Source organism: Komagataeibacter sp. FXV3 (assembly GCF_015155755.1).
Taxonomy (GTDB): domain Bacteria; phylum Pseudomonadota; class Alphaproteobacteria; order Acetobacterales; family Acetobacteraceae; genus Komagataeibacter.
Genome location: NZ_VWPI01000143.1, coordinates 1 through 25,932 on the forward strand (window position 1 = coordinate 1; position 25,932 = coordinate 25,932).

At 60.5% G+C, this 25,932-nt stretch carries 23 protein-coding genes and 3 tRNA genes; 11 read left to right on the top strand and 15 right to left on the bottom strand.

The window, feature by feature from the left end; all coding sequences use genetic code 11:
* Window positions 1-452 (top strand): polymer-forming cytoskeletal protein (locus F1542_RS13315; RefSeq protein WP_227672740.1); only part of this gene is annotated, 452 nt, incomplete at its 5' end.
* A gap of 210 nt (window positions 453-662) precedes the next feature.
* On the opposite strand, the gene F1542_RS13320 is transcribed toward F1542_RS13315, so the two are convergent.
* On the bottom strand, window positions 663-1,286 hold the full coding sequence (locus F1542_RS13320) for a GcrA family cell cycle regulator (protein WP_193733459.1): 624 nt from the start codon (window positions 1,284-1,286) through the stop codon (window positions 663-665).
* 145 nt (window positions 1,287-1,431) lie between these two features.
* Window positions 1,432-2,619 carry a ribonuclease D gene (rnd, locus tag F1542_RS13325; RefSeq protein WP_193733460.1) on the bottom strand — a complete coding sequence of 396 codons (1,188 nt, stop codon included), beginning with the start codon at window positions 2,617-2,619 and terminating at the stop codon, window positions 1,432-1,434.
* A gap of 138 nt (window positions 2,620-2,757) precedes the next feature.
* Here rnd and queF point away from each other — a divergent pair, with 138 nt between their 5' ends.
* Window positions 2,758-3,237 carry a preQ(1) synthase gene (gene queF, locus F1542_RS13330; protein WP_193733461.1) on the top strand — a complete coding sequence of 160 codons (480 nt, stop codon included), beginning with the start codon at window positions 2,758-2,760 and terminating at the stop codon, window positions 3,235-3,237.
* Window positions 3,238-3,629: 392 nt separating this feature from the next.
* Here queF and atpC read toward each other — a convergent pair whose 3' ends face one another.
* The 7 genes from atpC to F1542_RS13365 form a co-directional block, all read right to left on the bottom strand.
* Window positions 3,630-4,055, bottom strand: coding sequence for an ATP synthase F1 subunit epsilon (atpC, locus tag F1542_RS13335; protein WP_193733462.1), 426 nt, complete (start codon window positions 4,053-4,055; stop codon window positions 3,630-3,632).
* A 32-nt stretch (window positions 4,056-4,087) separates the two neighbouring features.
* On the bottom strand, window positions 4,088-5,563 hold the full coding sequence (gene atpD, locus F1542_RS13340; RefSeq protein ID WP_141261241.1) for a F0F1 ATP synthase subunit beta: 1,476 nt from the start codon (window positions 5,561-5,563) through the stop codon (window positions 4,088-4,090).
* A 32-nt stretch (window positions 5,564-5,595) separates the two neighbouring features.
* Window positions 5,596-6,477, bottom strand: a complete 882-nt coding sequence (locus tag F1542_RS13345) for a F0F1 ATP synthase subunit gamma (RefSeq protein ID WP_193733463.1) — start codon at window positions 6,475-6,477, stop codon at window positions 5,596-5,598.
* A gap of 16 nt (window positions 6,478-6,493) precedes the next feature.
* Window positions 6,494-8,032, bottom strand: a complete 1,539-nt coding sequence (atpA, locus tag F1542_RS13350; protein ID WP_193733464.1) for a F0F1 ATP synthase subunit alpha — start codon at window positions 8,030-8,032, stop codon at window positions 6,494-6,496.
* Complete coding sequence (gene atpH, locus F1542_RS13355; RefSeq protein ID WP_029329624.1) at window positions 8,032-8,628, bottom strand: ATP synthase F1 subunit delta; 597 nt, start codon at window positions 8,626-8,628, stop codon at window positions 8,032-8,034. Before atpH ends, atpA begins: the two co-directional genes overlap by 1 nt.
* Before the next feature lie 303 nt (window positions 8,629-8,931).
* Complete coding sequence (locus F1542_RS13360; protein ID WP_193733483.1) at window positions 8,932-10,356, bottom strand: MFS transporter; 1,425 nt, start codon at window positions 10,354-10,356, stop codon at window positions 8,932-8,934.
* Between the two features lie 98 nt (window positions 10,357-10,454).
* A tRNA-Gly gene (locus tag F1542_RS13365) sits at window positions 10,455-10,528 on the bottom strand.
* A gap of 226 nt (window positions 10,529-10,754) precedes the next feature.
* Here F1542_RS13365 and F1542_RS13370 point away from each other — a divergent pair.
* The 3 genes from F1542_RS13370 (at window position 10,755) to nusG (ending at window position 11,699) form a co-directional block, all read left to right on the top strand.
* Window positions 10,755-10,831 (top strand) — tRNA-Trp (locus tag F1542_RS13370).
* Window positions 10,832-10,965: 134 nt separating this feature from the next.
* Window positions 10,966-11,160, top strand: coding sequence for a preprotein translocase subunit SecE (gene secE, locus F1542_RS13375; RefSeq protein WP_007397644.1), 195 nt, complete (start codon window positions 10,966-10,968; stop codon window positions 11,158-11,160).
* 8 nt (window positions 11,161-11,168) lie between these two features.
* Window positions 11,169-11,699, top strand: a complete 531-nt coding sequence (nusG, locus tag F1542_RS13380; protein ID WP_010508943.1) for a transcription termination/antitermination protein NusG — start codon at window positions 11,169-11,171, stop codon at window positions 11,697-11,699.
* Window positions 11,700-11,860: 161 nt separating this feature from the next.
* Here nusG and F1542_RS13385 read toward each other — a convergent pair whose 3' ends face one another.
* The 3 genes from F1542_RS13385 to F1542_RS13395 are packed head-to-tail and all read right to left on the bottom strand — an operon-like array spanning window position 11,861 to window position 15,652.
* On the bottom strand, window positions 11,861-12,493 hold the full coding sequence (locus F1542_RS13385; protein ID WP_193733465.1) for a membrane integrity-associated transporter subunit PqiC: 633 nt from the start codon (window positions 12,491-12,493) through the stop codon (window positions 11,861-11,863).
* Between the two features lie 4 nt (window positions 12,494-12,497).
* Complete coding sequence (locus F1542_RS13390) at window positions 12,498-14,162, bottom strand: MlaD family protein (RefSeq protein ID WP_193733466.1); 1,665 nt, start codon at window positions 14,160-14,162, stop codon at window positions 12,498-12,500.
* Window positions 14,159-15,652, bottom strand: a complete 1,494-nt coding sequence (locus tag F1542_RS13395; protein WP_193733467.1) for a paraquat-inducible protein A — start codon at window positions 15,650-15,652, stop codon at window positions 14,159-14,161. Before F1542_RS13395 ends, F1542_RS13390 begins: the two co-directional genes overlap by 4 nt.
* A 95-nt stretch (window positions 15,653-15,747) precedes the next feature.
* On the opposite strand from F1542_RS13395, the gene F1542_RS13400 reads away from it, so the two are divergent.
* Together F1542_RS13400 and F1542_RS13405 are read left to right on the top strand one after the other, a co-directional pair.
* Window positions 15,748-15,822, top strand: a tRNA-Thr gene (locus F1542_RS13400).
* A gap of 389 nt (window positions 15,823-16,211) precedes the next feature.
* Entirely contained in the window at window positions 16,212-16,538 is a 327-nt protein-coding gene (locus F1542_RS13405) for a hypothetical protein (protein WP_193733468.1), read from the top strand.
* Between the two features lie 94 nt (window positions 16,539-16,632).
* Here the strand turns inward: F1542_RS13405 and F1542_RS13410 are convergent, their stop codons facing one another.
* The 3 genes from F1542_RS13410 to F1542_RS13420 all read right to left on the bottom strand — a co-directional run bounded on the left by F1542_RS13410 (window position 16,633) and on the right by F1542_RS13420 (window position 20,434).
* On the bottom strand, window positions 16,633-17,982 hold the full coding sequence (locus tag F1542_RS13410) for a gluconate:H+ symporter (protein ID WP_193733469.1): 1,350 nt from the start codon (window positions 17,980-17,982) through the stop codon (window positions 16,633-16,635).
* Between the two features lie 223 nt (window positions 17,983-18,205).
* A protein-coding gene (locus F1542_RS13415) for an IS5 family transposase (RefSeq protein ID WP_193732857.1) occupies window positions 18,206-18,957 on the bottom strand; the annotation gives its coding sequence in 2 pieces (ribosomal slippage) (window positions 18,206-18,627 and window positions 18,627-18,957; 753 coding nt in all).
* 208 nt (window positions 18,958-19,165) lie between these two features.
* Window positions 19,166-20,434, bottom strand: coding sequence for a histidine-type phosphatase (locus F1542_RS13420; protein WP_193733470.1), 1,269 nt, complete (start codon window positions 20,432-20,434; stop codon window positions 19,166-19,168).
* Between the two features lie 172 nt (window positions 20,435-20,606).
* On the opposite strand from F1542_RS13420, the gene F1542_RS13425 reads away from it, so the two are divergent.
* The 4 genes from F1542_RS13425 (at window position 20,607) to F1542_RS13440 (ending at window position 25,907) form a co-directional block, all read left to right on the top strand.
* Window positions 20,607-21,284 (top strand): hypothetical protein, encoded by a 678-nt coding sequence (locus F1542_RS13425; RefSeq protein ID WP_193733471.1) that lies wholly within the window; start codon window positions 20,607-20,609, stop codon window positions 21,282-21,284.
* 52 nt (window positions 21,285-21,336) lie between these two features.
* Complete coding sequence (locus tag F1542_RS13430) at window positions 21,337-22,794, top strand: mannose-1-phosphate guanylyltransferase/mannose-6-phosphate isomerase (protein WP_193733472.1); 1,458 nt, start codon at window positions 21,337-21,339, stop codon at window positions 22,792-22,794.
* A gap of 239 nt (window positions 22,795-23,033) precedes the next feature.
* Window positions 23,034-24,026, top strand: coding sequence for a phosphate ABC transporter substrate-binding protein PstS (pstS, locus tag F1542_RS13435; RefSeq protein ID WP_193733473.1), 993 nt, complete (start codon window positions 23,034-23,036; stop codon window positions 24,024-24,026).
* Window positions 24,027-24,188: 162 nt separating this feature from the next.
* Entirely contained in the window at window positions 24,189-25,907 is a 1,719-nt protein-coding gene (locus tag F1542_RS13440; protein ID WP_193733474.1) for an OprO/OprP family phosphate-selective porin, read from the top strand.
* Window positions 25,908-25,932 lie beyond the last annotated feature (25 nt).

The following is a 25,932-nucleotide window of genomic DNA, read 5'->3' on the forward strand; positions in this document are numbered from 1 at the left end:
CCCCTCCCGCACCTGGCGGGGCACGTCCCGGTGCACCGGGGGCTACGGCCGCCAAAAAGGAAAATGACCGTCGCACCCTGGTCGTGGGTCGTGGCATCAGCGTGCAGGGGACCATCCAGGACGCCGAGCGCCTGGTTGTGGAAGGAACGGTTGAATCTTCCCTGATCAACGCATCCGAACTCCAGATCGCGCAGGGCGGCGTGTTCAAGGGCGAAGTTGAGGTTGAGGACGCTGAACTGGCGGGAACGATCGATGGCACGCTGACGGTGCGTGGCAGCCTGACCATCCGTTCGACCGGTCGCCTGCTGGGCAAGGCAAAGTGCCGTCGCCTGAAGGTGGAAGATGGTGGTCAGGTCACTGGCCAGCTTGAAATGATCACCACCCCCGGCGCGCCGGCCGCCCCTGCGGCACCTGCTGCCCCCGCCGCGCCGCCGCGCCCGGCTGCGGAATAAGTGGTCCGATCCGCCCGCATCCTGTCGGGCGGATACAAAAAAACGCCAGTGGCAGTCATGCCCTGGCGTTTTTTAATGCAATTCCCAAGACGCCATTTGAAACAGTGATGAAGCTTTTCCCAGAAAGCTTCAGGGAACCCCGCCTTTTTGAAAAAAGGCGACACCCAGAAACTTTCATGACGTCTTTAGAAATTTCTGAGGGAAAACGGCTCAGGCCACGTTATCGCGACGATCACGCAGTTTGACATAGGCAAGCTGCGCATGTTCCGCGCAGTACGGCTTGCCCGGCAACGGGGTGGCCCCACAGAAATGGAAGCCCGGCGTACCCGGGTCACCCAGCGGCCAGCAGCAGGACTGACTGCTGCGCCGACGCGGCTCACTGACCGGACGCAGGGCGGCTTTCGCCGCGGCACGGGGCTGTGCGCGGGTGGCACGAGGTGCGGGGGCCGCATCCTCTGCCACCGGGGTTGCCCCCGCGGGCTTGGGCTGCGGTGCGGGCGTCGGGACCGCCTGCGCCTTGGCGGGAGCCTTTTCCGATGCTGGGGCGGCGGATGTAACCGGAGTTGCCGTCACTTCGGGTTTTGGGGCGGCTGGCGTATTTTCGACAGCGGGTGGGGCCGCCGTGGCTTCCGCTGTCGTGGCGGCTGGTGCAGGGGCCGCCTTTGCCGCACGCCGGATGGGCGATGGACGCGGCTTGAGGCCCAGACGGTGCGCCTTGCCAACCACCGCGTTCTTGGTAACAGATAGCTGACGGCCGATTTCTGCGGTCGATAAGCCCTGCTGCCACAGATCACGCAGGCGCGCGATCGTCTCCTCGGTCCATTCCATCGCCATCGTTCTGCACTCCTTACGCGGAATGGTGGGAAATTAGGCTTATACTGTGCCCGGCTCAACTGCCATAATACAGAATCTTGTGGACAGTTCTGCGCATAACCTGTTTGCAACCCCGGTAAAACACGACTGGGGGTACCAAATCAGGTCAGGCGTGGATCAGCCTGATCTTCCCACCTTCAACCCTCATGGTCAGATGACCTGCCTTGAGTTCACGCGCCAGCTTGCCAAATACCTCGTTCCGCCAGCCATGAAAGGCTGGAATATCCGCCGCGTCATCCAGCGCGAAACGGTCCAGGTCCTCGGACGAGGCCACCAGCTTGGGTGCGACACGATGCGTCTCACAACAGGTGGCCAGCAGCACCTTGAGCAGCGCGATCAGGGCCGGTGAAGGACGCTGCGCATCCTTTGCCCGCCCTTTGGGTAAGCGCGGCAGGTCCGCTTCCGGTTCCATGGCCGCCTGCGCCACGGTTTCCAGCAGGGCCTGACCGCTGCGTCCTTCGGCAAAACCACGTGAAACACCACGCACCCGGGCCAGCGCATCGACCGTACCGGGCACTGTCGCCGCGATTTCCATCAGGCTTTCATCCTTGAGCAGCCTCTGGCGTGGCACGTTGACGCGCTGGGCCTCCCCCTCGCGCCACGCAGCGACGGCACGCAATATGCCCAGCATCCGCCGGTTGTTGGTGCGCGGGCGCATCTTTTCCCACAATGTCAGCGGGTCAGGACGGAATGTGGTGGGATTGTTCAGGATATCCAGTTCTGCCGCGACCCAGTCCAGACGCCCTTCACGTTCCAGCTGGACCAGCAGCTTTTCATAAACCAGCCGCAAATAGGTGACATCCGCCGCCGCATACCCGATCTGGGCCGGGGAAAGCGGACGCGCCGCCCAGTCGGAAAAACGGTGTGACTTGTCAATCTGCACCCCCAGCAGGGAGGAGACGAGGTTGTCATACCCCACCTGATCACCATATCCCGCCACCATGGCCGCGACCTGCGTATCAAACAGGGCGGCCGGCAGGCGGTCAAACAGATGCAGGAAGATTTCCAGATCCTGCCGCGCGGCATGGAACACCTTGACCACGCTGGCATCATCCAGCAATGCCCCGAGGGGAGACAGGTCGATGCCCGGGGCGGTCGTATCGATCACCACCACGTCTTTTTCCCCGGCCAGCTGCACCAGACACAGCTCGGGCCAGTAAGTCCGCTCGCGCACGAATTCGGTGTCGATCGTCACAAATGGCTCATGCCGCAGTCGCGCGGTTACAGCCTCAAGCTCCGCTGTGGTGGTCACCAGCACAGGGGCGGAAAATTCGGGTCGGGATACACGTGCCATGCGGTGCAGTTATCATGCCTGTGCCCTGTTGCGAAAGCGGGGAAAACCGCATGACGCCCCCCTGCATTTCCGTTGACGGTGCCCCATCCCTTCCGGCATCAGCCACATATCCCTTTTTTCATTCCTGACGGACCCCAGATGAACACCCGCCCCACCACCGATGATGGCAGCCAGTTCCTGACCCAGCTGGGCCAGAATACCCGCCAGCCCAACAGCCCTGAAGAAGCCCGGCTGGAGCGTGTGCCCGCGCCAGAACGCGGGCGGAACTATGTCGTGCGCTTTACCGCGCCGGAATTCACATCGCTCTGCCCGGTTACAGGACAGCCGGATTTCGCGCATATCGTCATCGACTACATTCCCGATGAATGGATTGTGGAAAGCAAATCGCTCAAGCTGTTCCTGACCAGCTTCCGCAACCATGGCGCCTTCCATGAAAAGTGCTCGGTACAGATTGCGACGACACTGGTGGACCTGCTGAAGCCTGTATGGCTGCGGATCGGGGCGTACTGGTATCCGCGTGGCGGCATGCCGATTGATGTGTTCTGGCAGACCGGCGCACCACCCGAAGGGGTGTGGATCCCGGCACAGGACGTACCCGGCTATCGCGGTCGCGGCTAACAGCCTGTTAAAAAATAATATTGTTACAGAAATAAAAGTTGCTGGATGCCACCTTTTTTCAAAAAGGCGGCATTTTCAAAAGCTTTTTATGATTGCTGGCTGTTTTCTGGGCTGACTTTTCAAACAGTCTCCCAGACTGTTTTGTAGGTAGCTATTTCACAGAGCTTCATATGAAACAGCCCGAAGATACCGGGGGCTTTTGGTGCCATTTTTTACAGGGATCTGAAAAACGTCGCCGTTAAAAAAGACGATATCCGGGCATGTCTGTATTTTTATCAAGGGATCGTTTTCAAATCCCCCTGAAAGACAGGCATAAAAAAAGCGCCCCTGCATGGGGCGCTTTTTCGCAGGTCCGTCATGATCCCGCCCCGGTTACGGGGCGGAATAGACCATTAGATGGACATGGCCGGAACGGCGGACTGTCCGGCTTCGATCTCGGCACGGGCCGACTGGATCTTGTCCATGAGGATATCAAGCGCAGGCACGTTCATCTTGTCCGCTTCCTCATAGGATTTTTCCAGCGCGGCCAGACGTGCTTCCGCATCATCAACCGACAGGTCTTCCACCTTGAGCGCCCGGTCGGCAAGGATGGTGCAGTGGGTCGGCGCGATATCGGCAAACCCACCCGCCACGAAGAAGCGATGCATCACGACATCACCTTCATACACATCAACCACACCACCGCGCAGTGTCAGCATAAGCGGTGCGTGTTCCGGCATTGCCGCGATGTCACCTTCCGACCCCGGCATGACGACCATATCGGCGTCATGCGCGAACAGCACCTTCTCCGGACTGACAATCTTGACCTTAATGGACATGGTCTATCTTCCTTGCGTCAGTGGGTCGGGGTTCAGGCCGATTCCTTCATTTTCTCGGCCTTGGCCACCGCTTCCTCGATCGCACCGACCATGTAGAAAGCGCCTTCGGGCAGGTGGTCATATTCACCAGCCACGATCGCCTTGAACGAACGCACCGTATCTTCCAGCGACACCAGCTTGCCCGGCGCACCCGTGAACACTTCGGCCACGTGGAACGGCTGGGACAGGAAGCGCTGGATACGACGTGCACGTGCCACGATCAGCTTGTCGTCTTCCGACAGTTCATCCATGCCCAGGATGGCGATGATGTCCTGCAGGGACTTGTAGGTCTGCAGGATACGCTGCACGTCACGCGCTACCTGATAGTGCTCGTCACCAACGATCTTCGGATCGAGCGAGCGGGACGTGGAATCCAGCGGGTCAACAGCCGGATAGATGCCCATTTCCGCGATGGAACGGTTCAGCACCGTGGTCGCGTCAAGATGGGCGAAGGTCGCGGCAGGTGCCGGATCGGTCAGGTCATCGGCAGGGACGTAAACGGCCTGCACCGAAGTGATCGAACCCTTCTTGGTCGAGGTGATGCGTTCCTGCAGCGCACCCATTTCCGTCGCCAGTGTCGGCTGGTAGCCCACGGCGGAGGGAATACGGCCCAGCAGCGCGGACACTTCAGCGCCAGCCTGCGTGAAACGGAAGATGTTATCGACGAAGAACAGCACGTCCTGGCCTTCGACATCACGGAAGTATTCCGCAACCGTCACACCGGACAGGGCAACACGGGCACGCGCACCCGGCGGCTCGTTCATCTGGCCATAGACCAGCGCCACCTTGGACCCTTCGGTCGAATCACCATCAAGCTTGATGACGCCCGCATCCTGCATTTCGTAATACAGGTCGTTACCTTCACGGGTACGTTCACCGACACCGGCAAAGACCGACACGCCGCCATGCGCCTTGGCGATGTTGTTGATCAGTTCCTGAATGATGACGGTCTTGCCCACGCCGGCACCACCGAACAGACCGACCTTACCGCCCTTGAGGTACGGGCACAGCAGGTCAACCACCTTGATGCCCGTGGGCAGGATTTCGGTTGCGGCGGCCTGCTCGTCAAATGCCGGGGCGGCGCGGTGGATCGGCGCGCGACCCTTGCACTGCACCGGGCCACGGTCATCGATCGGTTCGCCGATCACGTTCAGGATACGACCCAGCGTGCCCGGTCCGACCGGCACGGTGATCTGGCTGCCGGTGGCGGACACTTCCGCGCCGCGGCTCAGGCCGTCAGTGGTATCCATGGCAATGCAGCGGACTTCGTGTTCGCCGATTTCCTGCGCCACTTCCAGCACCAAGGTCTGGCCGTTCAGCTGAACGTGCAGTGCTTCGAGGATATGCGGCAGCGTACCCTCGAACTGAACGTCAACAACGGCGCCGCGGACCTGCGTCACGCGACCAACGACATTGCTTTTCTGCGCCTGCGTGGAGACAGGAGCCTCTTGAGTTGTGGTTTCCGACATGGGACAGCTCCTGTGAGCGTGAAGATCGATCCTCAGACAGCCTGGGCGCCCGAGATGATCTCGATCAGTTCATTGGTAATATTGGTCTGACGCGTACGGTTGTAGGTCAGGGTCAGACGGTCGATGGCCTTGCCAGCGTTCCGGGTCGCGTTATCCATCGCGGTCATCCGCGCGCCGTTTTCACCCGCCGCAGTTTCCAGCATGGTCGCGTACAGCTGGACCTGCAGGTTGCGGGGCAGCAGGCTGGACAGCATCGTGCCTTCGTCCGGCTCGAACTCATAGCTGGCGACGTCGGAATTTTCCGCGTTGTCGTTTTCCGGCAGCGCCAGCGGTACAAGCTGCATTTCCGTCGGCGTCTGGGTCATGACGTTGCGGAACTGGTTGTAAACCAGCGTGCAGACGTCGAATTCACCCTTTTCCAGCAGGGACGTAATCTGTTCACCCAGTTCCGTCGCGGACGAAAAGGGGATTTCCTTGCTGCCGGACAGATGACGGTGACCGATGATGAGGTCAGCGAAATCTCGTGACAGGAAATCATACGTCTTGCGCCCGACCGGCAGGATCTTGACCGTCTTGCCTTCCGCCTGGAGCCTGAGCACCAGGTTACGGGTCGTACGGTTGATGTTGGAATTGAATGCACCGGCCAGACCACGGTCGCTGGACATGGGGACAAGCAGATGCACCTTGTCCTGACCTGTTCCGGTCAGCAGCGCAGGCTGCCCGCCTTCGCCCGCCACGCTGCGACCCACTTCGGCCAGCATGCGGCGCATTGCATCAGCATAGGGCCGTGCGGCCGCCGCGCGGGCTTCCGCCCGACGCAGCTTTGCCGCCGCCACCATCTTCATCGCGCTGGTGATCTTTCGCGTCGATTTGACGCTGCCGATCCGTGCGCGCAGTTCCTTCAGGGAAGCCATGGTTGCCCGATCTTCCTCAGTTGGCGAACTGACGGCCGAACGTCGTCAGGAAATCATTCAGACGGCTTTCGATATCCTTCGTCAGCTGACGCTGGGTACGGATCGATTCCAGAATGTCCTTGCCCGACGTGCGGACATCGTCCAGCAGGCGCTTTTCGTAAGTCGTCACCTGATCGACCGGCACGGCATCGATATAGCCACGTGTGCCGGCAAACAGGACGACAACCTGCTCTTCAACCGACAGGGGCGACGTTTCGGGCTGCTTCAGCAGCTCGACCAGACGCGCGCCACGGGCCAGCTGCTTCTGCGTGGCCGGATCCAGATCGGATGCGAACTGCGAGAACGCCGCCATTTCACGATACTGCGCCAGTTCCAGCTTGATCTTGCCGGCCACCTGCTTCATCGCCTTGATCTGCGCCGCCGAACCAACACGGGACACGGAACCACCGACGTTCACGGCGGGGCGGATGCCACGGTAGAACAGGTCAGTTTCAAGGAAGACCTGACCATCGGTGATGGAAATCACGTTGGTCGGGATGTAGGCGGACACGTCGCCAGACTGCGTCTCGATCACCGGCAGGGCGGTCAGGGAACCTGCGCCATACTTGTCGGACATCTTCGCCGCGCGCTCCAGCAGGCGTGAATGCAGGTAGAACACGTCACCCGGATACGCTTCACGTCCCGGCGGACGACGCAGCAGCAGCGACATCTGACGGTATGCGACGGCCTGCTTGGACAGGTCATCATACACGATCAGGGCATGCATGCCGTTATCGCGGAAGTATTCACCCATGGAGCACGCGGCATACGGTGCAAGATACTGCATCGGGGCCGGGTCGGACGCGGTGGCGGCCACGACGATGGAATATTCCATCGCGCCGGTTTCCTCCAGCGTGCGCACCAGCTGCGCAACCGTCGAACGCTTCTGCCCGATGGCGACATAGATGCAGTAAAGCGACTTCTTTTCGTCACCCAGGGCGTTGACGCTCTTCTGGTTGACGATGGTGTCGATCAGGATGGCGGTCTTGCCGGTCTGGCGGTCGCCGATGATCAGTTCACGCTGGCCACGCCCGATGGGCACAAGCGCGTCAATGGCCTTGATGCCGGTCTGCATCGGCTCGCTGACGGACTGGCGCGGCATGATGCCGGGGGCCTTGATTTCCGCACGCTTGCTGATGACTTCACCAACCAGCGGTCCCTTGCCGTCGATCGGGTTGCCAAGGCCATCGACCACGCGGCCCAGCAGGGCCTTGCCGGTCGGGACTTCAACCACCTTGCCGGTGCGGGCGACGGTGTCGCCTTCGCGCATTGCGGTGTCATCACCGAAAATGACAACACCGACGTTGTCATTCTCAAGGTTCAGGGCCATGCCCTGCTGGCCGCTGGCGGGGAAGTCCAGCATTTCGCCGGCTTCAACATTCTGCAGGCCGTAGACACGGGCAATGCCGTCACCCACCGACAGGATGGTACCTGTCTCGGCAACGTCAACGGCCTTGTCGAACGTAGCGATCTGCTGCTTGAGGATATCCGAAATCTCGGAGGGGCGGATTTCCATCACGCGGCTCCCTTCATGGCATGGTGCAGGCGGGTAAGGCGGGATCTGAGGCTGGTATCATACAGGCGGGCGCCAATGCGCACGACCAGACCGCCCAGCAGGGCCGCGTCAACACGCTCCTGGATATTGACTTTGGAATAGCCGGCCTCGGCAAGGCGGCTGCGAAGCTGGACACGCTGCAGATCGGTCAGGGGATGGGCGGACACGACATCCGCCACCACTTCCCCGCGCCGGGCCGCAGCGATAGCCGCCAGCGCGGCAAGAATTTCACGCAGGCGCGGAAAGCGGCGGTTATTCGCCACCACGCCAACAAAATCACGCATAAGGGGGCTGAAGCCTTCAGCCTCCAGCACGGCATCGACCGCCTTCCGGCTATCACGGATATCAAGCGTGCGATCCGTCAGCGCGGTGCGCAGGTCGGCATTGCCGTCAATCAGTCCGGCAAGGCTGGATGCCTGCTCCAGAACAGGGTCAAGCTGCTTGCGGTCAGCCGCAAGTTCATAGAGCGCCGTCGCATAACGACCGGGAAGGCCATTGGCAATGGAGGCGATCGGTATTGAGGTCGTTCCACCCGAATCCACTGTCCGCTTTTCCAATCCAGAATCTTGATTCAAACACAAGCCGCCTACCCGGAAACCTTGGCCCCGTGCGCTGCTGGCGCGGCTCTAGCACGCAGCGTAAGCGCACGCAACAGATCAGGCAGCCTGCCGGCATCGACCGACACCACTGAACCGCCCGTTTTCCCGCGCACGTGAACGCCCCCGCTACAGGTTGGCGGGATCATACATGCAGGACACCATTTCGGAAACAGGAAACCCGCGATTTTGTTGCGCCCTGGCACGGTTCCGGTGGCGGGATCATTAGGCATTGATATGCATAAAACGCATATCAATGATGCATCAGTTTGAATCGAGCAGCGCCGCAACCTGCCGCGCGCTTTCCTTCGCCCGGATTCCGGTTGAAACCAGCCCCAGACCGGCGATCCCGGCGGCGGCAATGGCCATGCACCACCAGACGACATGCGTGGCCTGGGGGAAGGCTTCCCACTGCACGCCACCGGCCCGCACGCTACCCGCACTCAGCGCACCGCCCAGCGCAATGCCCAGCAGCGCCCCCACCTGCCGGCTGGTGGATGCAATGGCCGCCGCCACTCCCGCCTGCGTGCGCGGCATGCCCGCAATGGCGGAATTGGTAATGGGCGCATTGCACATCCCGAACCCGCACCCGCACAGGCTGTAGGACACCAGCAGCAGCCAGAGCGGCGTATGCGCGTCCAGCCCGGTCAGCAGCAGCGCGCTGATCCCGAATCCGACTGCCGAGATCAGCAACGGCAGCCGCGCGCCGTACCGGCCCGTCAGCCGCCCCGACAGCGGCGCACATGTCATGCTGCCAAAGGCGAAGGGCAACGTGCACAGACCGGCCTGCAGCGCGGGCAGGCCACGCACATCCTGCAGGTAGAGGGTATTGAGGAACAGGAACGCACTGAAAATGGCAAAGGCCAGCACTGCCGTCACGATCGCGCCGGAAAAAGGCCATGCCCGGAAAAACCGCAGGTCGATCAGGGGTGAGGCCGTCCGCCGTTCAACGATGATGAACCCCAGGACCGACAGCCCGCCGAAACCGAGGAATCCGGAAATGGTGGGGGAGGACCAGCCGTAATTATGGGCCTCGATCAACCCGGACGTGACCATGGCCAGCGCCACGATGGCCAGAAGCTGTCCCGGCGCATCAATGCTGCGCCCGCGCCCGCCACGGGATTCGGGTACGAAACGCAGTGTCAGCACGATCGCGATCAGGCCAATGGGCACATTGACCCAGAAAACCGCCTGCCATCCCACCCAGTGCACCAGAATGCCGCCCACCACCGGCCCCAGCGCAAGGGCCACGCCTGATGTCGCGCCCCAGATGCCGATCGCCTGCGCGCGGGCGCGGGGTTCCACATACACATTGGTCAGGATCGACAGCGCGACGGGATTAAGCATGGACCCGCCAATGCCTTGCACCGCGCGGGCCATGACCAGCATTTCGACACTGCGCGCCATCCCGCACAGGGCGGACCCGCCACAGAACAGCCCGATCCCCAGCAGGAACATCCGTCGCCGCCCGAACCGGTCCGCCAGCGACCCCACCAGCAGCATGAGGCTGGCGACCATCAGGGTATAGGCATCCACCACCCATTGCAGGGTGGAAAAACTGCCATGCATTTCCGCGCGGATGGAAGGCAGCACGACGTTGACAACCGTCACGTCCATCATGACCAGCAGCAGGCTGAGACAGCACGTGCCCAGCACGATACGCGGGTGAATCGCGGAAGAACCGGTCATTGTCATGTAAGGTTACCCCCCCTGCCGACAGCGCAGCCCGACGGCAACGAATCCGACATTCCTGTCTGGCGATATATCTGTTTATTTCAAGGGGAGTATGGAGCGGGCGAAGGGAATCGAACCCTCCTCAGAAGCTTGGAAGGCTACTGCATTACCACTATGCTACGCCCGCTCATAAGGTTGGCAGAACCTATACCGTTTCCGCCATGCGCGTGGCAAGCCCATAAACCCATGGCGCGGGGCAAACAGGCAAAACTTTCATTTTTATGCTCCACCCCCTTGACTTTCGACGCGAGTCATACTTTTTTCCGCTTCCTGTGCCGGGTTCGCATGGATGGCCCGAAACGGCGCGGCAATCGCCACGCCATGATGTTTCGGGTTGATGCAGGCGGCTTTGCAGGGGTGTAGCTCAATTGGCTAGAGCGCCGGTCTCCAAAACCGGAGGTTGCGGGTTCGAGACCCTCCACCCCTGCCATTTTCCGGTCGGGCATTACCCTTCCGGCCTGGCACCCGATGGGTCGGGCCACAATGGCCCGCACCGGTTCTTAGGCCCCGCACTGGCTGGAGCAGTCCGGTTGGTGCGCCGTGGCGTTGCAGGAAGGGTATTTCGTGTCGGTCAGTCCCGCGAAATTTGTTGAAGACGTCCGTGCCGAGGCCAGAAAGGTCACGTGGCCCACACGACGCGCCACCCTGATGACAACGGGTGCGGTCCTGGCCATGGCCGGTCTTGCATCGGTTTTCTTTTTCCTCGTCGACGAGGTGATCGGCCTTGCCGTACGGAAACTCTTCGGACTGGGAGGCTGAGTTCAGCCATGGCCAAGCGGTGGTATGTGATCCACGTCTATTCGGGCTTCGAAAAGAAGATAGCCCAGCACATCACGGAACAGGCCGCCCAGAAGGGCCTGGCCGATCATTTCGGTGAAATCCTTGTTCCATCGGAAGAAGTGACGGAAGTGCGCCGGGGCCAGAAGGTCAATTCGGAACGCAAGTTCTTCCCCGGTTACGTGCTGGTCAACATGGAACTGACCGATGAGGCATGGCACCTGGTCAAGGACACGCCCAAGGTCACCGGCTTCCTTGGCAGCAAGACCCGTCCCTCGCCCATTCCCAAGGTCGAGGCCGAACGGATCATGAAGCAGGCGCAGGAAGGCGTGGAACGCGTCCGTCCGTCCGTCACCTTCGAGATCGGTGAGCAGATCCGCGTGGCTGATGGTCCCTTCACCTCCTTCAACGGCACGATCGAGGAAGTGGATGAGGAACGTGGCCGCCTGAAGGTCAGCGTTTCCATCTTCGGCCGGTCTACGCCGGTGGATCTGGAATACAATCAGGTGGAGAAGGTCTGACCCTTCCCTACCTGACGACAAAGGCGCCTCCGGGCGCCTTTTTTATTGCCTGTGACAGACTGCAGATAATCAAAAGTTTTTGGTGAAGCTTTTTTCAAAAAGCTTCGCAGAATGCCGCCTTTTTTTCAAAAAGGCGGCACTCAAAAACTTTTATCCTCTGTTCAGGAGTGGTGGGCCGCAGGCAACGCCTGCAACCGTTCGGCTGCCATGTCCGCCACCTGTCCCGTAAGCTGGCTCAGCGCCGCCACCATGGCGCGCGTGCCGGTGCCGGTGGGGGACGCACTCAGGTCAAGCGGCACGGACAGTCCGTGATCCGCATCCCCTACCCTGTGCACGGACAGGCTGCCCGCAAGATGCACCAGCCCCGCGGAATCGCGCGCGAAACGGGTGATCTCGACCTCGACCGCGCCCTCCGCCGGTACGGTGGTCGCATCATTCTGGGCAAAGACAGTCCGGCCCGGCAGGCGCTGCTGCAGGTCGGTGGACAGCACGTGGCCCAGCATCAGCGCCAGTGGCTCGCTCCACGCAGCACCCGTCAGCGGCGTGACACTGTAATCATCCTGCACGCCCACAATGGTCTGCCGGTCCAGCGAGGACGGGACACCGGGCGTGCGGACTTCGATCACGGCGGGAACCTGCGACCCGGCGACGGCAGGCTGCGTGCTGGCCACCGGGGCCAGTGAATACAGCGTCGGGTCGGACGACCCGCACCCGGCCAGCAGGAGCGTGCCCGCCATGGCAGCCGTTGCGGCCATGATCCGCCGCGCGGAATGTGTGAAGAAAGGGCGTCGCATGATCTTATCGTCCCGTAATCAATGCCGAGGGATGGTGGGTCAGGAAGTCCGACAGGAAGCGCAGCGAGCGCGCGGCGTCGTTAAGCTGCTGCATCATCTGCTGCAGGTTGCGCTGGAAATCGGTATCGCCACCATAGCTGGACAGGACCGAGTTCGCGTTTTTCAGCGTCTTGTCCATACCGGTCAGCAGTTGCGGCATTTCGCTGCGGGCATCACGCGATATGACCTGCAGGTTCTGTAGCGAACTGCGCAGCGCGGTCAGCGCCTGCTTTGTATCGGGGCTGTTGATCCGCGCATCGGCATGGGCCAGCAGGCTGGTCAGGTTGTCGCCCATCTGGGTCAGCGGCATGGCTGCGATCTTGTCGCCAATAACGGACAGCGAATCCATGATGCCCGCCATGCCACCCGCCTGTCCCGGCAGGACCATGGCGTCGCCTTCCATCGTAATCTGCTCGGGCTTCGCGTTCTTGACGAAGGTCAGTGCGATTTCGGATTCGCCGGTCAGCATGCTGGTGCTCTGTACCGACGCGCGCAGTCCGTCCGCCACCTGCGTACGCAGCAGCCCGGCCATGGCATCGGGCGGCACCTGCTGATTATCCAGCACGCGTTCGGGCTGCAGTTCCATGGCCACGCGCACATGCGCCTTGCCGGTGGCGGGATTAACCTCCAGCTTCACATCGTCGATCATGCCGACCTGAATGCCGAACATGGTCAGGCGTCCCCCCTTCGTCAGGCCGGACACCGAACTGGTCAGGTAGGTGACAAGGGGAATGCGCTCCCGGTAGCCCGCGCTATTGGCGTCTTCCGCGCTGTCATACAGCAGGAAGGTGGTGTCGGGCCCGGCGGTGCTGGGCAGGGTGTTCTTTTCATTGCGCGCATCGGGCGGGTCAAACGCGACCCCACCGGACAGCAGCGCCTGCAATGACTGCAGCTTGACCTTCAGCCCACCCGGACCAAGGCCCACCTGCACGCCGGACACGTTCCAGAAGCGCGTAGTGGTGCGCAGGTAACTGTCATAGGGCGCCTGCACGAAAATCTGCACCTTGATCGGTCCGCGGCCTTCGGGCGGCATGGTGTAGCCCAGCACTTCACCCACCACCACGTCGCGGAAGAAGATCGGTGCGCCCTGACCGAGTGAGCCAAGGGACTGCGTGACCAGCGTATAGGTATGCCCCGGCTGGTCCGAACGCACGCCTGGTGGCGATTCCAGCCCCTTGAAATGCGTGGTGTAATGACCACCCGGTTCCCCCGCGTCCATGGCGATGTAGGCGCCGGACATGACGGTTTCCAGACCGGTGACGCTGGCGCCATTGATACGCGGCCGCACGACCCAGAAACGGGCATGATCGGTCAGCGTGCGGGCAGCAGACGAGGTCATGCGCACGGCGACCTCGACATGGTGCAGGTCATCGCTCAACCGGATCGAATCGACCGTGCCCAGCGGCACCGCCTTGTTCTTGACCTCCGTCTGGCCACTGGTCAGGCCATCGGCCGTATCAAAGCTTATGACGATCAGCGGCCCCCGTTCGGTCAGGCCGCGCCAGCCCAGGTAACCCGCGATCAGGATGGCGACAATCGGCACAAGCCAGACCACGGAGAAACGGTACCGCCGCGTACGGGCCTGCGGCACGTCCCCCCGCGGGTCATTGGAAAGGAAATCGTCATTCACGCCTGATCTGGCTCCATGCTGGCCGGTCCGGTGCCGACCGGGGAAAGGGAAGGTGAAGGGGTTGTCTGTCCGGAATCCCGCGTTACCTGCGCGCGCAGCACGGACGGGGGCAGGCCATCGACCACCCGGCCATTGCGGCCTGCTGCATCCCACATGATGCGGGGGTCAAAGCTCCATGCCCCCAGCAGGGTCAGCACCACGACGGCGGCAAAGGCCACCATGCCCGCATTGGCGGTGACACTGGCCATGGCGTTGAAGCGCACGACCGCGACAAGGATCGAAATCATGAACACGTCGATCATGGACCACCGGCCCACCATGTCCACCACCCGGAACAGCCGGGTCCGGGCCACAAGGTGCCCCCGCGCGCCATGCCATGTCTGCCAGACCATCCAGCCAAGGCTTGCGATCTTGAGCATCGGGACGGTGATGGAGGCAAAGAACACCAGCAGCGACAGCGGGATCATGCCGTCCACCCACAATTCGATCGCGCCTTCGACAATGGTATGGCCACCGCCGCCGCCCATGCGCATGAAGGTCATGACCGGGTACAGATTGGCAGGAATATAGAAAACGATGGCCGCGATCAGGAAGGCGGTGGTGCGTGTCAGCGACTGTGGCAGGCGACGCCAGACCTTGTGCTCACAACGCGGGCAGATCCCCACGCAGGTCAGATTGGAAACCGGATGCGCCAGTTCCCCCACCAGTCCACACGACGTGCAGGCCACCAGATGGTCCACCGGCGGCATGCCCACATCGTCCACATGCACGTAATCCACCTCGACCGCCTCATCCCCTTCGGCGCGGGTCAGGGAATCAATGCGGCGGTGCCGCCAGATCATTTCGGTATCCAGCGTCGAATCCGTGGCCGCCATGGTCAGCATCAACGCGCCGATCAGGTACACGGCCGGTCCCACATCGACATGGGCCATGTCGGTCAGCTTGGTATAGGCAACGAAAATGCCAAGGATATAGACCTCGACCATCGACCATGGCCGCAGCTTGTCATACCAGACCAGGACACGCGGCGCCCAGTCCGGCAATTGCCGGCATGACGCGGCATACAGGATGGCGAACATGAACCCGATCGCAATGGCCGGGGCCAGGATCGTGACCGCGCCCACCAGCACGCCCGCTTCCCCCCACCCTTCATGCATGAGTTCCATCGGCCCGGTCAGCAGGTCCACCGTGCGCTGCCTGCCATACACATCCAGCGTCATGAGCGATGACGCCAGGGCCGCCAGATAGAACGCAGCCGAGCTTATGCAGAACGCAAGCGGTGTTGCCAGTGGGGCGGTGCGCCGCCGGCGCGCCAGTTTCTGCCCGCAGCGCACGCATGATGCCTGCTGCCCCGGATTCAGGTCCGGCAGGCGCTGGTACAGGCCACAGCCGGGACATTCCGACAATCCGCCAATGACACGCACATGACGGACGGGACCGGGTTCGACATCATCACAGCGTAGATGCGGGGAGGAAGAGGACGTGTTCATACCGAACACAGCATATAGACCAAATTAAAATGGGGAATGCCGCATTTGAGATATTGCATCATGCCAGACCATCGTTTATCAGACGCCACAGGTCTGCCGACATAGCTCAGGGGTAGAGCAACTGATTCGTAATCAGTAGGCCCTCGGTTCAATTCCGAGTGTCGGCACCACCTTCCCCCTGATTTTTCAAGATTTCAAAACTTACCCGAATTCGCAAGCCGTTCCCCTGTTCCATGGGGCAGCGCGTGGGCAAGGCCATCCATTTTGCGGCGCCCCGGATCGCGACCGGAAACGGATTCGAGGACATGCGAATCCCCGATCGATTCCGACTGTCTCATCTGGCCGACATCCCGGCACGGATGAAACCGCCATGCCATTCGGCACCCTTTCCATAGTCATAACCATCCAACCAGCCCGGACACCTTTATCGTGTCCGGTATCAGGCTGTCCGACCATTGGTATTATAAATACTTACAGAATATGTCTTATTTGAAATAATTTGTAATTACAAGCAGGCTTTTTGTTGTATTCCAACTGCAACATATGAGGAGCACCTGTCATGGGGATAATCAACAATCTCAATTCCCTCTTCGGGAATTATAAAGATACGTTTTATATAGAAAATATCGCTATTGATGAGATATCCATAAGCAAAGATGGAAAAGTTATCCCGGATACAGCGGACATTTTACACGATTTTTTATACGATCAGGAGGAAAGGACCATATTCAATACAAAGGACGGTTTTGTATTCCATATGGCCGATGAATATTATGTTGTTGATTTTGATGACTATATAACAACAAATCCCTATTTATATCCAAAAGTTACAATATCAAGAAAAGGCATAGGACTGGACATTAAGCTATTTATGAAACACGACTAAAACATAGAAACCTATATACATAATAAAGCCACCCGGTCGATCAAACGGGTGGCTCTGTCTTTATAATGCTGCATGCCGTGCGTTCCGCCGCACCTTACAAACCGCACCATCCCAGAAGCAGGCACATCCCCAGCCCCGCCACGCCAATCAGGGTCTCGATCACCGACCATGTGCGCAATGTCTGCGGTACCGTAAGACCCAGCGCATCACGCACCTGCCAGAAGCCCGAATCATTCATCGGCCCGAACATGACCGCCCCCGCCCCCGTCGCCAGCACCAGCAGTTCGGGCGAGGCACCTGCCCCATGCACCATGATCGGGGCCACGATTCCGGCCGTGGTACTCATGGCTACGGTGGCGGATCCCACCGCCACACGCATGCCTGCCGCCAGCCCCCATGCCAAGAATAGCAGCGGGACATGCATGTCCACCGCGGCGCGGGCGATCGCATCGGAAATGCCACTATCCATCAGTTCCGCGCCAAAACCGCCCCCCGCGCCAATCATCAGCAGCAGGCTGGCCAGCGGACCAAGACACTCGTTGGAACAGGCCAGGATTTTCTCACGCGCCAGTCCCCGCCGCAGCCCCAGCGTCCAGAACGACAGCAGCGCCGCCAGCGCCAGCCCCACATTGGGATCCCCCATAAAACGCAGGGCTTCGACCCAGCCCCCCGTGACCGGTCCCATGAACCGGGCGGCTGATCCCGCCAGCATCAGCACGATGGGAGCGAGAATGGTGAACAGCGTAATGCCAAATCCTGGCAGGTCCGCATGTGTGCGGGGCGCATCATGCCCATGGGCGTGTGCCGCGCCGGCCCCGGTATCCGCAGGCAGGCGTGGCACGATGAAGCGGGTATAAAGCGGCCCCGAAATGATCGCGACCGGTACGCTGACCACGGCCCCCATCCAGATTACACGCCCGATATCGGCATGATAGGCCGCAAGGGCGAACATGGTGCCGGGGTGGGGCGGCATGTAGCCCTGCACGACCGACAGGGCGGCGGTCACCGGCAGCGCCACATGCAGAATGGGCCGCCCGGTCTGGCGCGCGATGGAAAAGGCCAGCGGCACAAGGATGACGAAGCCCACGGTAAAGAACACCGACAACCCGACCAGCAGGCCGATCACCATCATGGCCCAGTCCAGCCGCCGCGGCCCCGCAAGCGCCACCACCGTCATGGCGATGCGGTCAGCGCCGCCCGAGACCTCCAGCATCTTGCCCAGCATGGTGCCCAGCGCAATGACCGAGGCAATCTGCCCCAGCACCTGCCCCGCCCCGCCTTCAAACGACGCCACGACCCGTGAAGCGGGCATGCCGGCGGCAAACCCCAGCAGCATGGATGCAATCAGCAGTGCAAGGAACGGATTGAGCTTGACCCGTTCAATCAGGAAAACGACAACGCATATGGCCACAACAGCCAGTAACAGGGCCATTCCGACCGACATTGACGCCTATCCCCCAATTTCCTGTCCCGATGCGTGCCCTGTCATGGCATCAGCCAGCGGGTGTGGACATGGTGTTTACTATATCAGGGCCGGACAGGAAGACCTGATGCAGGTCAGTCAGAGACTGTTTCAAAACAGAGCATTGATAAAAATAAACATTTCCAGGTGCTGCCTTTTTTCAAAAAGGCGGCGTTCCCTGAAGCTTTTTGGGGTCTGTTGGGAATTAACGCGAATTGATGATTGCAGCGGTGAGATAAATCATCGCTGCGAATGATCTGTCGGTCTTGTCGCTTCGCATGGCGATGCGCTTGAACTCCTTGAGCTTGCAGAAGAAGTTCTCGATGAGATGGCGCGCCTTGAACAGGGCGCCATCGAAGGATCGCCTGTCGAGGCGGTTCCGACGCTGGGAAATGACCACGCGGGCCCCTTGCGCGCGTATGGTGTCCACGATCCAGTGGACATCGAACGCCTTGTCAGCAAGAAGTCCCTCGAAATCAGCCGGTTCGAGAAGCGGCGCCACCCCGACCGTGTCGTAATGCTGGCCGGGGATAAGCGTAAAGCGTACCAGATTGCCCAGGGCGTCAGTCATGGCGATGATCTTGGTGGACCATCCCGTCACACTGCGTCCTATCGCCTGACTTCGGGTCCCCCTTTTGCGCCTTGGCCATGGCGGTGAACCCGGACCACCGTGCCGTCGATCATCGCATATTCCATGTCGGCATCGTCAGAGACCGCTTCAAAAAGCCGTTTGAAAACACCGGCTTTCATCCAGTCGCTGTAACGGGAATAGACAGAGTTCCAATGTCCGAAATACGTCGGAAGGTCCCGCCATGGGCTGCCGGTCCGGGCAATCCAGAGGACCGCCTCAATGAAAAGACGGTTGTCCTGCCCGCTGCGCCCGCGATCTGTTTTCTTGCCAAGGCACAGCGGTTCCATTTGCGCCCATTGGGCGTCTGTCAGTACGAAGCGATCCATACGGATTTTGAATCACATTTGGTGACTTTGAAAAAGTATAATTCCCAACAGACCCTGATAAAAATAAAAGTTTTTGGGTGCTGCCTTTTTCCAAAAAGACGACGTTTTCCGAAGCTTTAAAAAAAAGCTTTCCCCATAGTGCCTCTGATTTTCAGAGCATTTCACTGGCAGGCTTCTGGAATGTTTTTTCGGTTGCTGACAGGTGCCGTCATTTGTACTGGTAGGCATCAAGGCGTTCGGTAAAGGTCCGCGTGAAATCACCCAGTGCGCAACTCCCATCCTGTTCGGGGTGGCAGGCCGGCAGGGGCAGGGTTTCAGGCCGTGCCGTCACGGGCTGTTCCGTACGCAGCGCATCCATTCCCTGATGAAATATCACGGCCCGCACACGGCGCTGGCCATCTGCCATGCGCCATGTCTCGAACCCCAGCGTGGTGTCGGGGCCAGTGGGGTCCGGCAGGTCGGCAAAGGACCAGTCCAGGTCAAAAATCGCCGCCAGCATGTCCAGCGTGCTGTCATGTCCCGCAAACAGGATAACCGGCGTGGTGGCTACGATCATGCCGCCATCGGGTTCACGCACGGCCCGGCCCGCCACCAGATCCACGATCATGACCGCCAGGACATGCCCGCGCGGAAAGGCCAGGGCGGGCAGGCGGCGCACCAGCCGGCTGGCATGATTGTGGGCAGGCTGCAGGGTATCAATGACATGGCGCATGTCCGGATATCCCCAGCCAATCGCCGCGCATGGCATGCCCTGCGTGTATTCCAGCAGCATGTTTTCCGCCACATCCGCCGATTGTGACAGGCCACCGGACAGGTGCGGGGCGCCCTTGTGCCATCCAGCCCTGTCCGGCCGGGTGAAACAGGGCATGCCCGTGGTGCATCCGGCAGGCTGGATTACGGCCTGCGCCATCGCCTGCGCGTGGCGCACATCGGCCGGGCGGTTTTCCCGGTCATGCGCCAGCGTGGTGGACAGGTCGGTCATGATGGTATGTTGCAGCGCGGGACTGGCCTGCATGGGCAGGTCATTGAAAACCGGGTCATGCGTGCCGGGGGGCAGGCTGCCGGGTGTGACCGGGCAGCCAGGTATCAGGGCATGGGCCATGATATCCCCGGTCTGCAGCGTGCGCTCGTCCGTTGCATCGGACCAGACCGCCAGTTCCCCCGTCCTGCATCCCTGTGCGGGCAGGACGCCAGCCTGCCGGTAATGCAGTCCCAGCGCCGTTCCCAACAGCGCAAGGTCACGTTGTCCATGCCCGGTCAGTTCACCCGGGGGGACGGGCCATGCCTGCCATTGCCGGTGGGTATGGGCATCCAGTTCCGCAATGGGGTGGGTAGGACTGCGTATGCCGTGGCGCGCGACCAGCACCACGCGTTCCAGCACGGGTGCAGCGGGCGATGCAGGCGTCGCGGCCCGCGCGTCCGCCCCCTGCAGCCAGATGCAGGACAGGATGGCAAGACTGCGCAACAGACGGGACATGCGGGCACGATCCTGATCGGGGACAGGGAATATATCCCTGCATGACAGCAACATGCCGGTTCTGCTAGTATGTCAGCGCAGAAAAACGGCCCTGTCCGCAAGGGGCAGGAAACTGCCTGACGCATGATGCATTCCTGTCAGGGCGGGGCATACAGTCAGGGAGAACCGGTGGATGATGATCTATCATCCGGTGCAGGCACTGGAGCGCACGGGTCTATGGGCGTTCATGATGCGGCATTGGTGGATATGCATGGCCCTGCCGGTCCTTTTGTGCGTGCTGGCTGGCTTTGGCGGCTATCTGGGCTGGAGCAGCCACAACGATGCCAATTTTGCCAGGCATAATATCCTGATGAAGCATTCACAGGAAGAAGCCGCCTACGCCCAGCAGCTTGCGCAATATGATGCGACGATCATACGCGACCGCCGTGTGTTCCTTGACATCACGCGTGCCGAGTTCGCCCAGATTGCCCCCCCGGCACAGATGGCCTGGCTTTTGCAGGAATACCGCAAATTCGATATCAGCCGCGTCAAGGTCTATGACGGGCATGAAACACGTCCTTTTGTCCCCGCGCCCTGTTCCGTGCCGCTATGCTTCGTTCCGATCTTTGTCGAGGAACTGCATGATGATCCCGTCAAACACACCAAATACGTACAGGTGGGTGCGCTGGAGGACATGTCGCGCACGTTGATTATGGATGCCGAGCAGTTCTGGCGCCTGCGCAAGCTGGTCATTCATGTCGATGCCATCCTGTTTGCCGCCAAACGGCAGGAAATAGCTGATTTTGAAAAGATAATGCAGTTGCGTGCGTCCCTGGACGTTTTGCGTACGACGGCACAGACAGTCCATTAAGGGCTTCCGCAGACTTTAACATGCCCCGATTACTGGTTTTTCAGGAGTGAGAATGATCGTTTCCGTCACGCATGCACCATCGCAGTCTCCCTCTACGCCAGTGGTGCCTGTTATCCTGTCTGGCGGCAGTGGCAGCCGGTTGTGGCCCGTCTCACGCAGTTCCTTTCCCAAGCAGTTCTGGCCGCTGGTCTCGCAGCGCACGATGGTGCAGGAAACCGCGCTGCGCAGCCAGGGACCGGGATTTGCCCAGCCCATTATCGTCTGCAACAACGAACACCGCTTCGTCATGGCGGAACAGTTGAAGGAAGTCGGCATTACCGCGCCGCGCATCCTTCTGGAACCGGTTGGCCGTAATTCGGCCCCCGCCATTGCGGCGGCCGCCCTGCTGGCTGCTGAAACCGATCCCGACGCCGTGCTGTGGGTCATGGCGGCCGATGCCGCGATCCAGAAACCTGAAAATGTCGGGCCTGCGCTGGATATCGCGGTAAAGGTGGCGCGTGCGGGCCGGATCGTGACATTCGGCATGACGCCCACCAAGGCGGAAACGGGTTACGGCTATATTGAAAAGGGCGCGCCACTGGCCGGATATGATGGGGCCTACAGCGTTGCACGTTTTGTTGAAAAACCCGATGCCGCGAATGCCGCACGCATGCTGGAAACAGGTCAGTTCCTGTGGAATTCCGGCATGTTCGTGTTCACCGCCCGCACCATGCTGCAGGAAATGGAAAAATATGAACCTGCCATCCTGACCGCCATGCGGCAGGCCGTGCAGGAGCGCAGGTCGGATATTGATTTTGAACGGCTGGATGCGGCAGCCTTCGCCAGTTCGCCCGATATTTCCATTGATTACGCGGTGGCGGAACGCACCGACCTCATGACCGTGATCCCCGGTGATTTCGGCTGGTCCGATGTGGGAAGCTGGGATGCATTGTGGGAACTTGGCCCGAAAGACGACCATGGCAACGTGACCATTGGTGATGTCGCGGTGTTCAATACATCCAACAGCTATGTGCGTACCGATGGTGTCCTGACGGCCGTAACCGGGGTGGAAGACCTGCTGGTGGTGGTCAATGACGATGCGGTGCTGGTGACGCATCGTGACCATGCGCAGGATGTAAAGGCCATCGTGTCGCAACTGAAAAAAGACGGCCGCAAGGAAGCGACCACCCACAGCCGCTGTTACCGCCCGTGGGGTTTTTACGAGACCCTGATCGAAGGCAACCGTTTCCAGGTCAAGCGGATCGTGGTGGAACCGGGGGAAAAGCTGTCACTGCAGAAGCACTATCATCGTGCCGAACACTGGGTGGTGGTGGAAGGGACGGCACAGGTGACGCGTAATGAGGAAATGATCCTTGTACGTGAAAACGAAAGCGTCTACCTGCCGCTTGGTGCCGTGCACCGGCTGGAAAATCCCGGTCGCATTCCCCTGACCCTGATCGAGGTCCAGTCCGGACCCTATCTTGGTGAGGATGATATTGTCCGGCTGGAAGACGTCTACAGTCGTTCCTGACCTGTTTTTTCATTATTGACGTATCGGGGCATGGGGGCTGCGGCCATTCCATGCCCTTTTATTTTGGGGCAGGCACAACCGGACAGGAAATTTCATGAATCCTTCATAAAACTGTCATGGACATATCATTGTTATTTGTTCCGGCAGTTTCTTAATGTCCCCACATGTCTGATGGATAGCCAGACACGTCTGTCTTCTTCATGTCGGAGAACATGAGTATTATGTACTTTCCTGCTCGAATGCTTACATGTGCCCTGCTGGCGACCGCATTGCCGGTCATGGCGCATGCTGCGGATATTACCGGTGCCGGCTCCAGTTTTGCCGCGCCCATTTACGGGGCATGGGGGGCTGACGGACGGAGCGCTGCTGGCGTCAACCTGAATTACCAGACCGTGGGATCCAGCGCCGGACAGAACCAGATTCTGGCCGGCACGGTTGATTTTGGCGCATCCGATGTGCCCATGGATCGCCAGAAGCTGGAAAATGCCCACCTGTTCCAGTTCCCGACCGTCATGGGCGGCATCGTGCCGGTCATCAACCTGCCCGGCATTGCCGCCAACCAGATCCAGCTGGATGGCCCGACACTGGCCGCGATCTACCGTGGCGAGATCGAACAGTGGAATGATCCCAGGATCGCGGCCCTCAATCCCGGTCTGAAGCTGCCTGATACCGCTGTTGCTACCGTGCATCGTGCGGACGGGTCGGGCACGACGGCAGTTTTCACCGGCTATCTGGCCCGTGTTTCCCCCGAATGGCGTGAAGGGCAGGGGGCGGGTGCTTCCATTTCGTGGCCCGGCGGGATCGGGGCGCGTGGCAATGATGGCGTGGCCGCGTCCGTGCGCAATACGGAAGGGGCGATCGGCTATGTCGAATATGCCTTTGCCGCCAATGCGCACATGACCACCGTGAAGCTGAAGAACCACAGCGGCGCCTATGTCGCCCCCGGCATGGACAGCTTCAGCCGTGCGGCGGAAGCCGCCGACTGGAAGGATGCATCGCATTTCGCCGTTGACCTGCTGGATACCAGCGGCGCGGGGGCATGGCCGATTGTTTCCCCCACTTACGTGCTGGTGCCGGTGCCGACGGGCAAAACCGAACATGGCCCGGCAGTGCGTAAATTCTTTGGCTATGCGCTGAAGAACGGGGACGCTGCCGCCTACCGTCTGGATTATGTGCCGGTGCCTGCGAATGTAAAAACCGATATCCTGCAGCAGTGGGATGCGGCCAAATAATATAACTTTACAGTAATGACAGTGCGAAGCCGCCCGGATTCCGGGCGGCTTTTCTGTCTTATGGACTGTCATAAATCCTTCATAAAACTGTATCGGAAACATAACACACAGGAATGTGCGGACATTCTAAATGAACTCATCCTTCATTACGGAATAATTAATATGATCCGCCGGTCCGCTGTTTCGCTGTTGCTTGGTTCATCCGCCCTCTGGGGTGCATCCTCCTTCCATCAGGCCCATGCAGCATCCGCGTCGGATGCCCAGCAGATCCAGGCCCTGCAGCGTGAAATGCAGGAAATGCGCCGGGAAATGTCCGGTCAGATCAGCGTGCTGCGCCAGCGCCTGGTCCGGGCCGAAGCCCGCAACACCCCCGCAGCCAACGCGGCACAGGCCCGCCGGGTTGCAGCCAGCAAGGGTGAACCACTGCCCGAAAGCTACGCACGTGACATCCATATCGGTGGTGATAGCGGCATGGGTGGCGGGCTGGGCAGCAGCCTGGGCAGCGCCATGCAGAAGGCTGATCTGGGCACGCCGCCGTCTGACCGTGGTGTCTCATCCTCCTGGGCGTCGTTCCGTGCGGCGACGGAAAAGGAAGAAGCCGTGCACATGGGCGGCATGATCGTGGGCTTCCCCGGTGGGCGTCCCACCATCTCGTCTGAAGACGGCATGTATGCCATGTCCATCGGCCTGGCCTTCCATGAGGACATTGGCGGGTTCATGGGCATGTCCCCCCGTGCGGGTGAGGTGAAGGGTGACTTCGCTGGCCTGACCGAGAATGCCCGCCGTCTGCGTATTCCCATCTCGTTCCGTTACAAGAACTGGATTGCCAACATCACGCCTGATTTCGGCGCTTCCAGTTCTGATAGTGCGGCCACGTTGTATGAAGCCAACCTGAACTATGCTGGCTTCCACAACACCGTCATCACCGCAGGTTATTTCCAGCCGCGCGTGACGGAAGAAGATTCCGAAAGCTCGAACGAATTCGAGATGATGGAACGTCCCGCCATCACCGATATCGTGCGTAACATCGCTGCCGGTGATGCCCGCATGAGTGTCGGCGCCCTGCATTATGGCAAGCGCTGGTGGATTGCCGGTTATCTGACCGGGCAGAGCTACGGCGCGCGTGGAGGCTCGAATGCAGCAGCGGTGTCCAGTTCTGGCGTGACGAGCGGTGTGACCGACAGCCAGAGTGGTGGCACCTTCCGTATCGCGGGTCGTCCTTACATGTCCAAGGATATTGACGTGCATGTGGGTGTGTCTGGCATCGCCGCGTTCAAGGTGGCGGAAAAGAATGGCGTACGTAGCGCGAATTTTGCCGAAGGGCCCGAAGTTGACCTGACGACCACCAAGTTCCTGAACGAGACGGTGGGGAATGTGGGTAGTGTCTGGTCCGCCGGTCCCGAACTGGGCTTTCGCTGGAAGCGGCTGGTGCTGAAGGGTGAATACTACCACATTGGCGTGACGCGCGGCGACAACTATGCCGCAGGTGCAAGCAGCCGGGGTTCGGTTGGCTTCCAGGGTTTCTACGGTGCGGCCAACTATACCATCTTTGGCAAGGCGCGTTCCTACAACATCAAGGAAGGCGCATTTGCCGCCCCCGGTGTGGATCACGCATTCGATCCGGCCCATGGTCACTGGGGCGCGCTGGAAGTTTCGGCCCGTTACAGTGTGGCGGACCTGAACAGCGGGCTTGGCACGGCCACTGCAATCCGTGGTGGGCAGCAGACGGTCTGGTCCGCGGGCCTGAACTGGTATCCCAACCGGCATTTCCGTTTCATGCTGGATTACAACCACATCATCGTCAGCAAGGACAGCTTCCTGTATGACGCGGTCGGTCGTGATGGCAACTCCGTCGCCGGGCGTATCCAGGCAGCGTTCTAAGGTGCCTTCCATCATTTCATGACGC

Coding starts and splice junctions, on each gene's coding strand:
- F1542_RS13320 (WP_193733459.1), bottom strand. CDS start 1,286: ATGGCGATGGAATGGACCGAGGAGACGATCGCGCGCCTGCGTGATCTG.
- rnd (WP_193733460.1), bottom strand. CDS start 2,619: ATGGCACGTGTATCCCGACCCGAATTTTCCGCCCCTGTGCTGGTGACC.
- queF (WP_193733461.1), top strand. CDS start 2,758: ATGAACACCCGCCCCACCACCGATGATGGCAGCCAGTTCCTGACCCAG.
- atpC (WP_193733462.1), bottom strand. CDS start 4,055: ATGTCCATTAAGGTCAAGATTGTCAGTCCGGAGAAGGTGCTGTTCGCG.
- atpD (WP_141261241.1), bottom strand. CDS start 5,563: ATGTCGGAAACCACAACTCAAGAGGCTCCTGTCTCCACGCAGGCGCAG.
- F1542_RS13345 (WP_193733463.1), bottom strand. CDS start 6,477: ATGGCTTCCCTGAAGGAACTGCGCGCACGGATCGGCAGCGTCAAATCG.
- atpA (WP_193733464.1), bottom strand. CDS start 8,032: ATGGAAATCCGCCCCTCCGAGATTTCGGATATCCTCAAGCAGCAGATC.
- F1542_RS13360 (WP_193733483.1), bottom strand. CDS start 10,356: ATGACCGGTTCTTCCGCGATTCACCCGCGTATCGTGCTGGGCACGTGC.
- nusG (WP_010508943.1), top strand. CDS start 11,169: ATGGCCAAGCGGTGGTATGTGATCCACGTCTATTCGGGCTTCGAAAAG.
- F1542_RS13385 (WP_193733465.1), bottom strand. CDS start 12,493: ATGCGACGCCCTTTCTTCACACATTCCGCGCGGCGGATCATGGCCGCA.
- F1542_RS13395 (WP_193733467.1), bottom strand. CDS start 15,652: ATGAACACGTCCTCTTCCTCCCCGCATCTACGCTGTGATGATGTCGAA.
- F1542_RS13405 (WP_193733468.1), top strand. CDS start 16,212: ATGGGGATAATCAACAATCTCAATTCCCTCTTCGGGAATTATAAAGAT.
- F1542_RS13410 (WP_193733469.1), bottom strand. CDS start 17,982: ATGTCGGTCGGAATGGCCCTGTTACTGGCTGTTGTGGCCATATGCGTT.
- F1542_RS13420 (WP_193733470.1), bottom strand. CDS start 20,434: ATGTCCCGTCTGTTGCGCAGTCTTGCCATCCTGTCCTGCATCTGGCTG.
- F1542_RS13425 (WP_193733471.1), top strand. CDS start 20,607: ATGATGATCTATCATCCGGTGCAGGCACTGGAGCGCACGGGTCTATGG.
- F1542_RS13430 (WP_193733472.1), top strand. CDS start 21,337: ATGATCGTTTCCGTCACGCATGCACCATCGCAGTCTCCCTCTACGCCA.
- pstS (WP_193733473.1), top strand. CDS start 23,034: ATGCTTACATGTGCCCTGCTGGCGACCGCATTGCCGGTCATGGCGCAT.
- F1542_RS13440 (WP_193733474.1), top strand. CDS start 24,189: ATGATCCGCCGGTCCGCTGTTTCGCTGTTGCTTGGTTCATCCGCCCTC.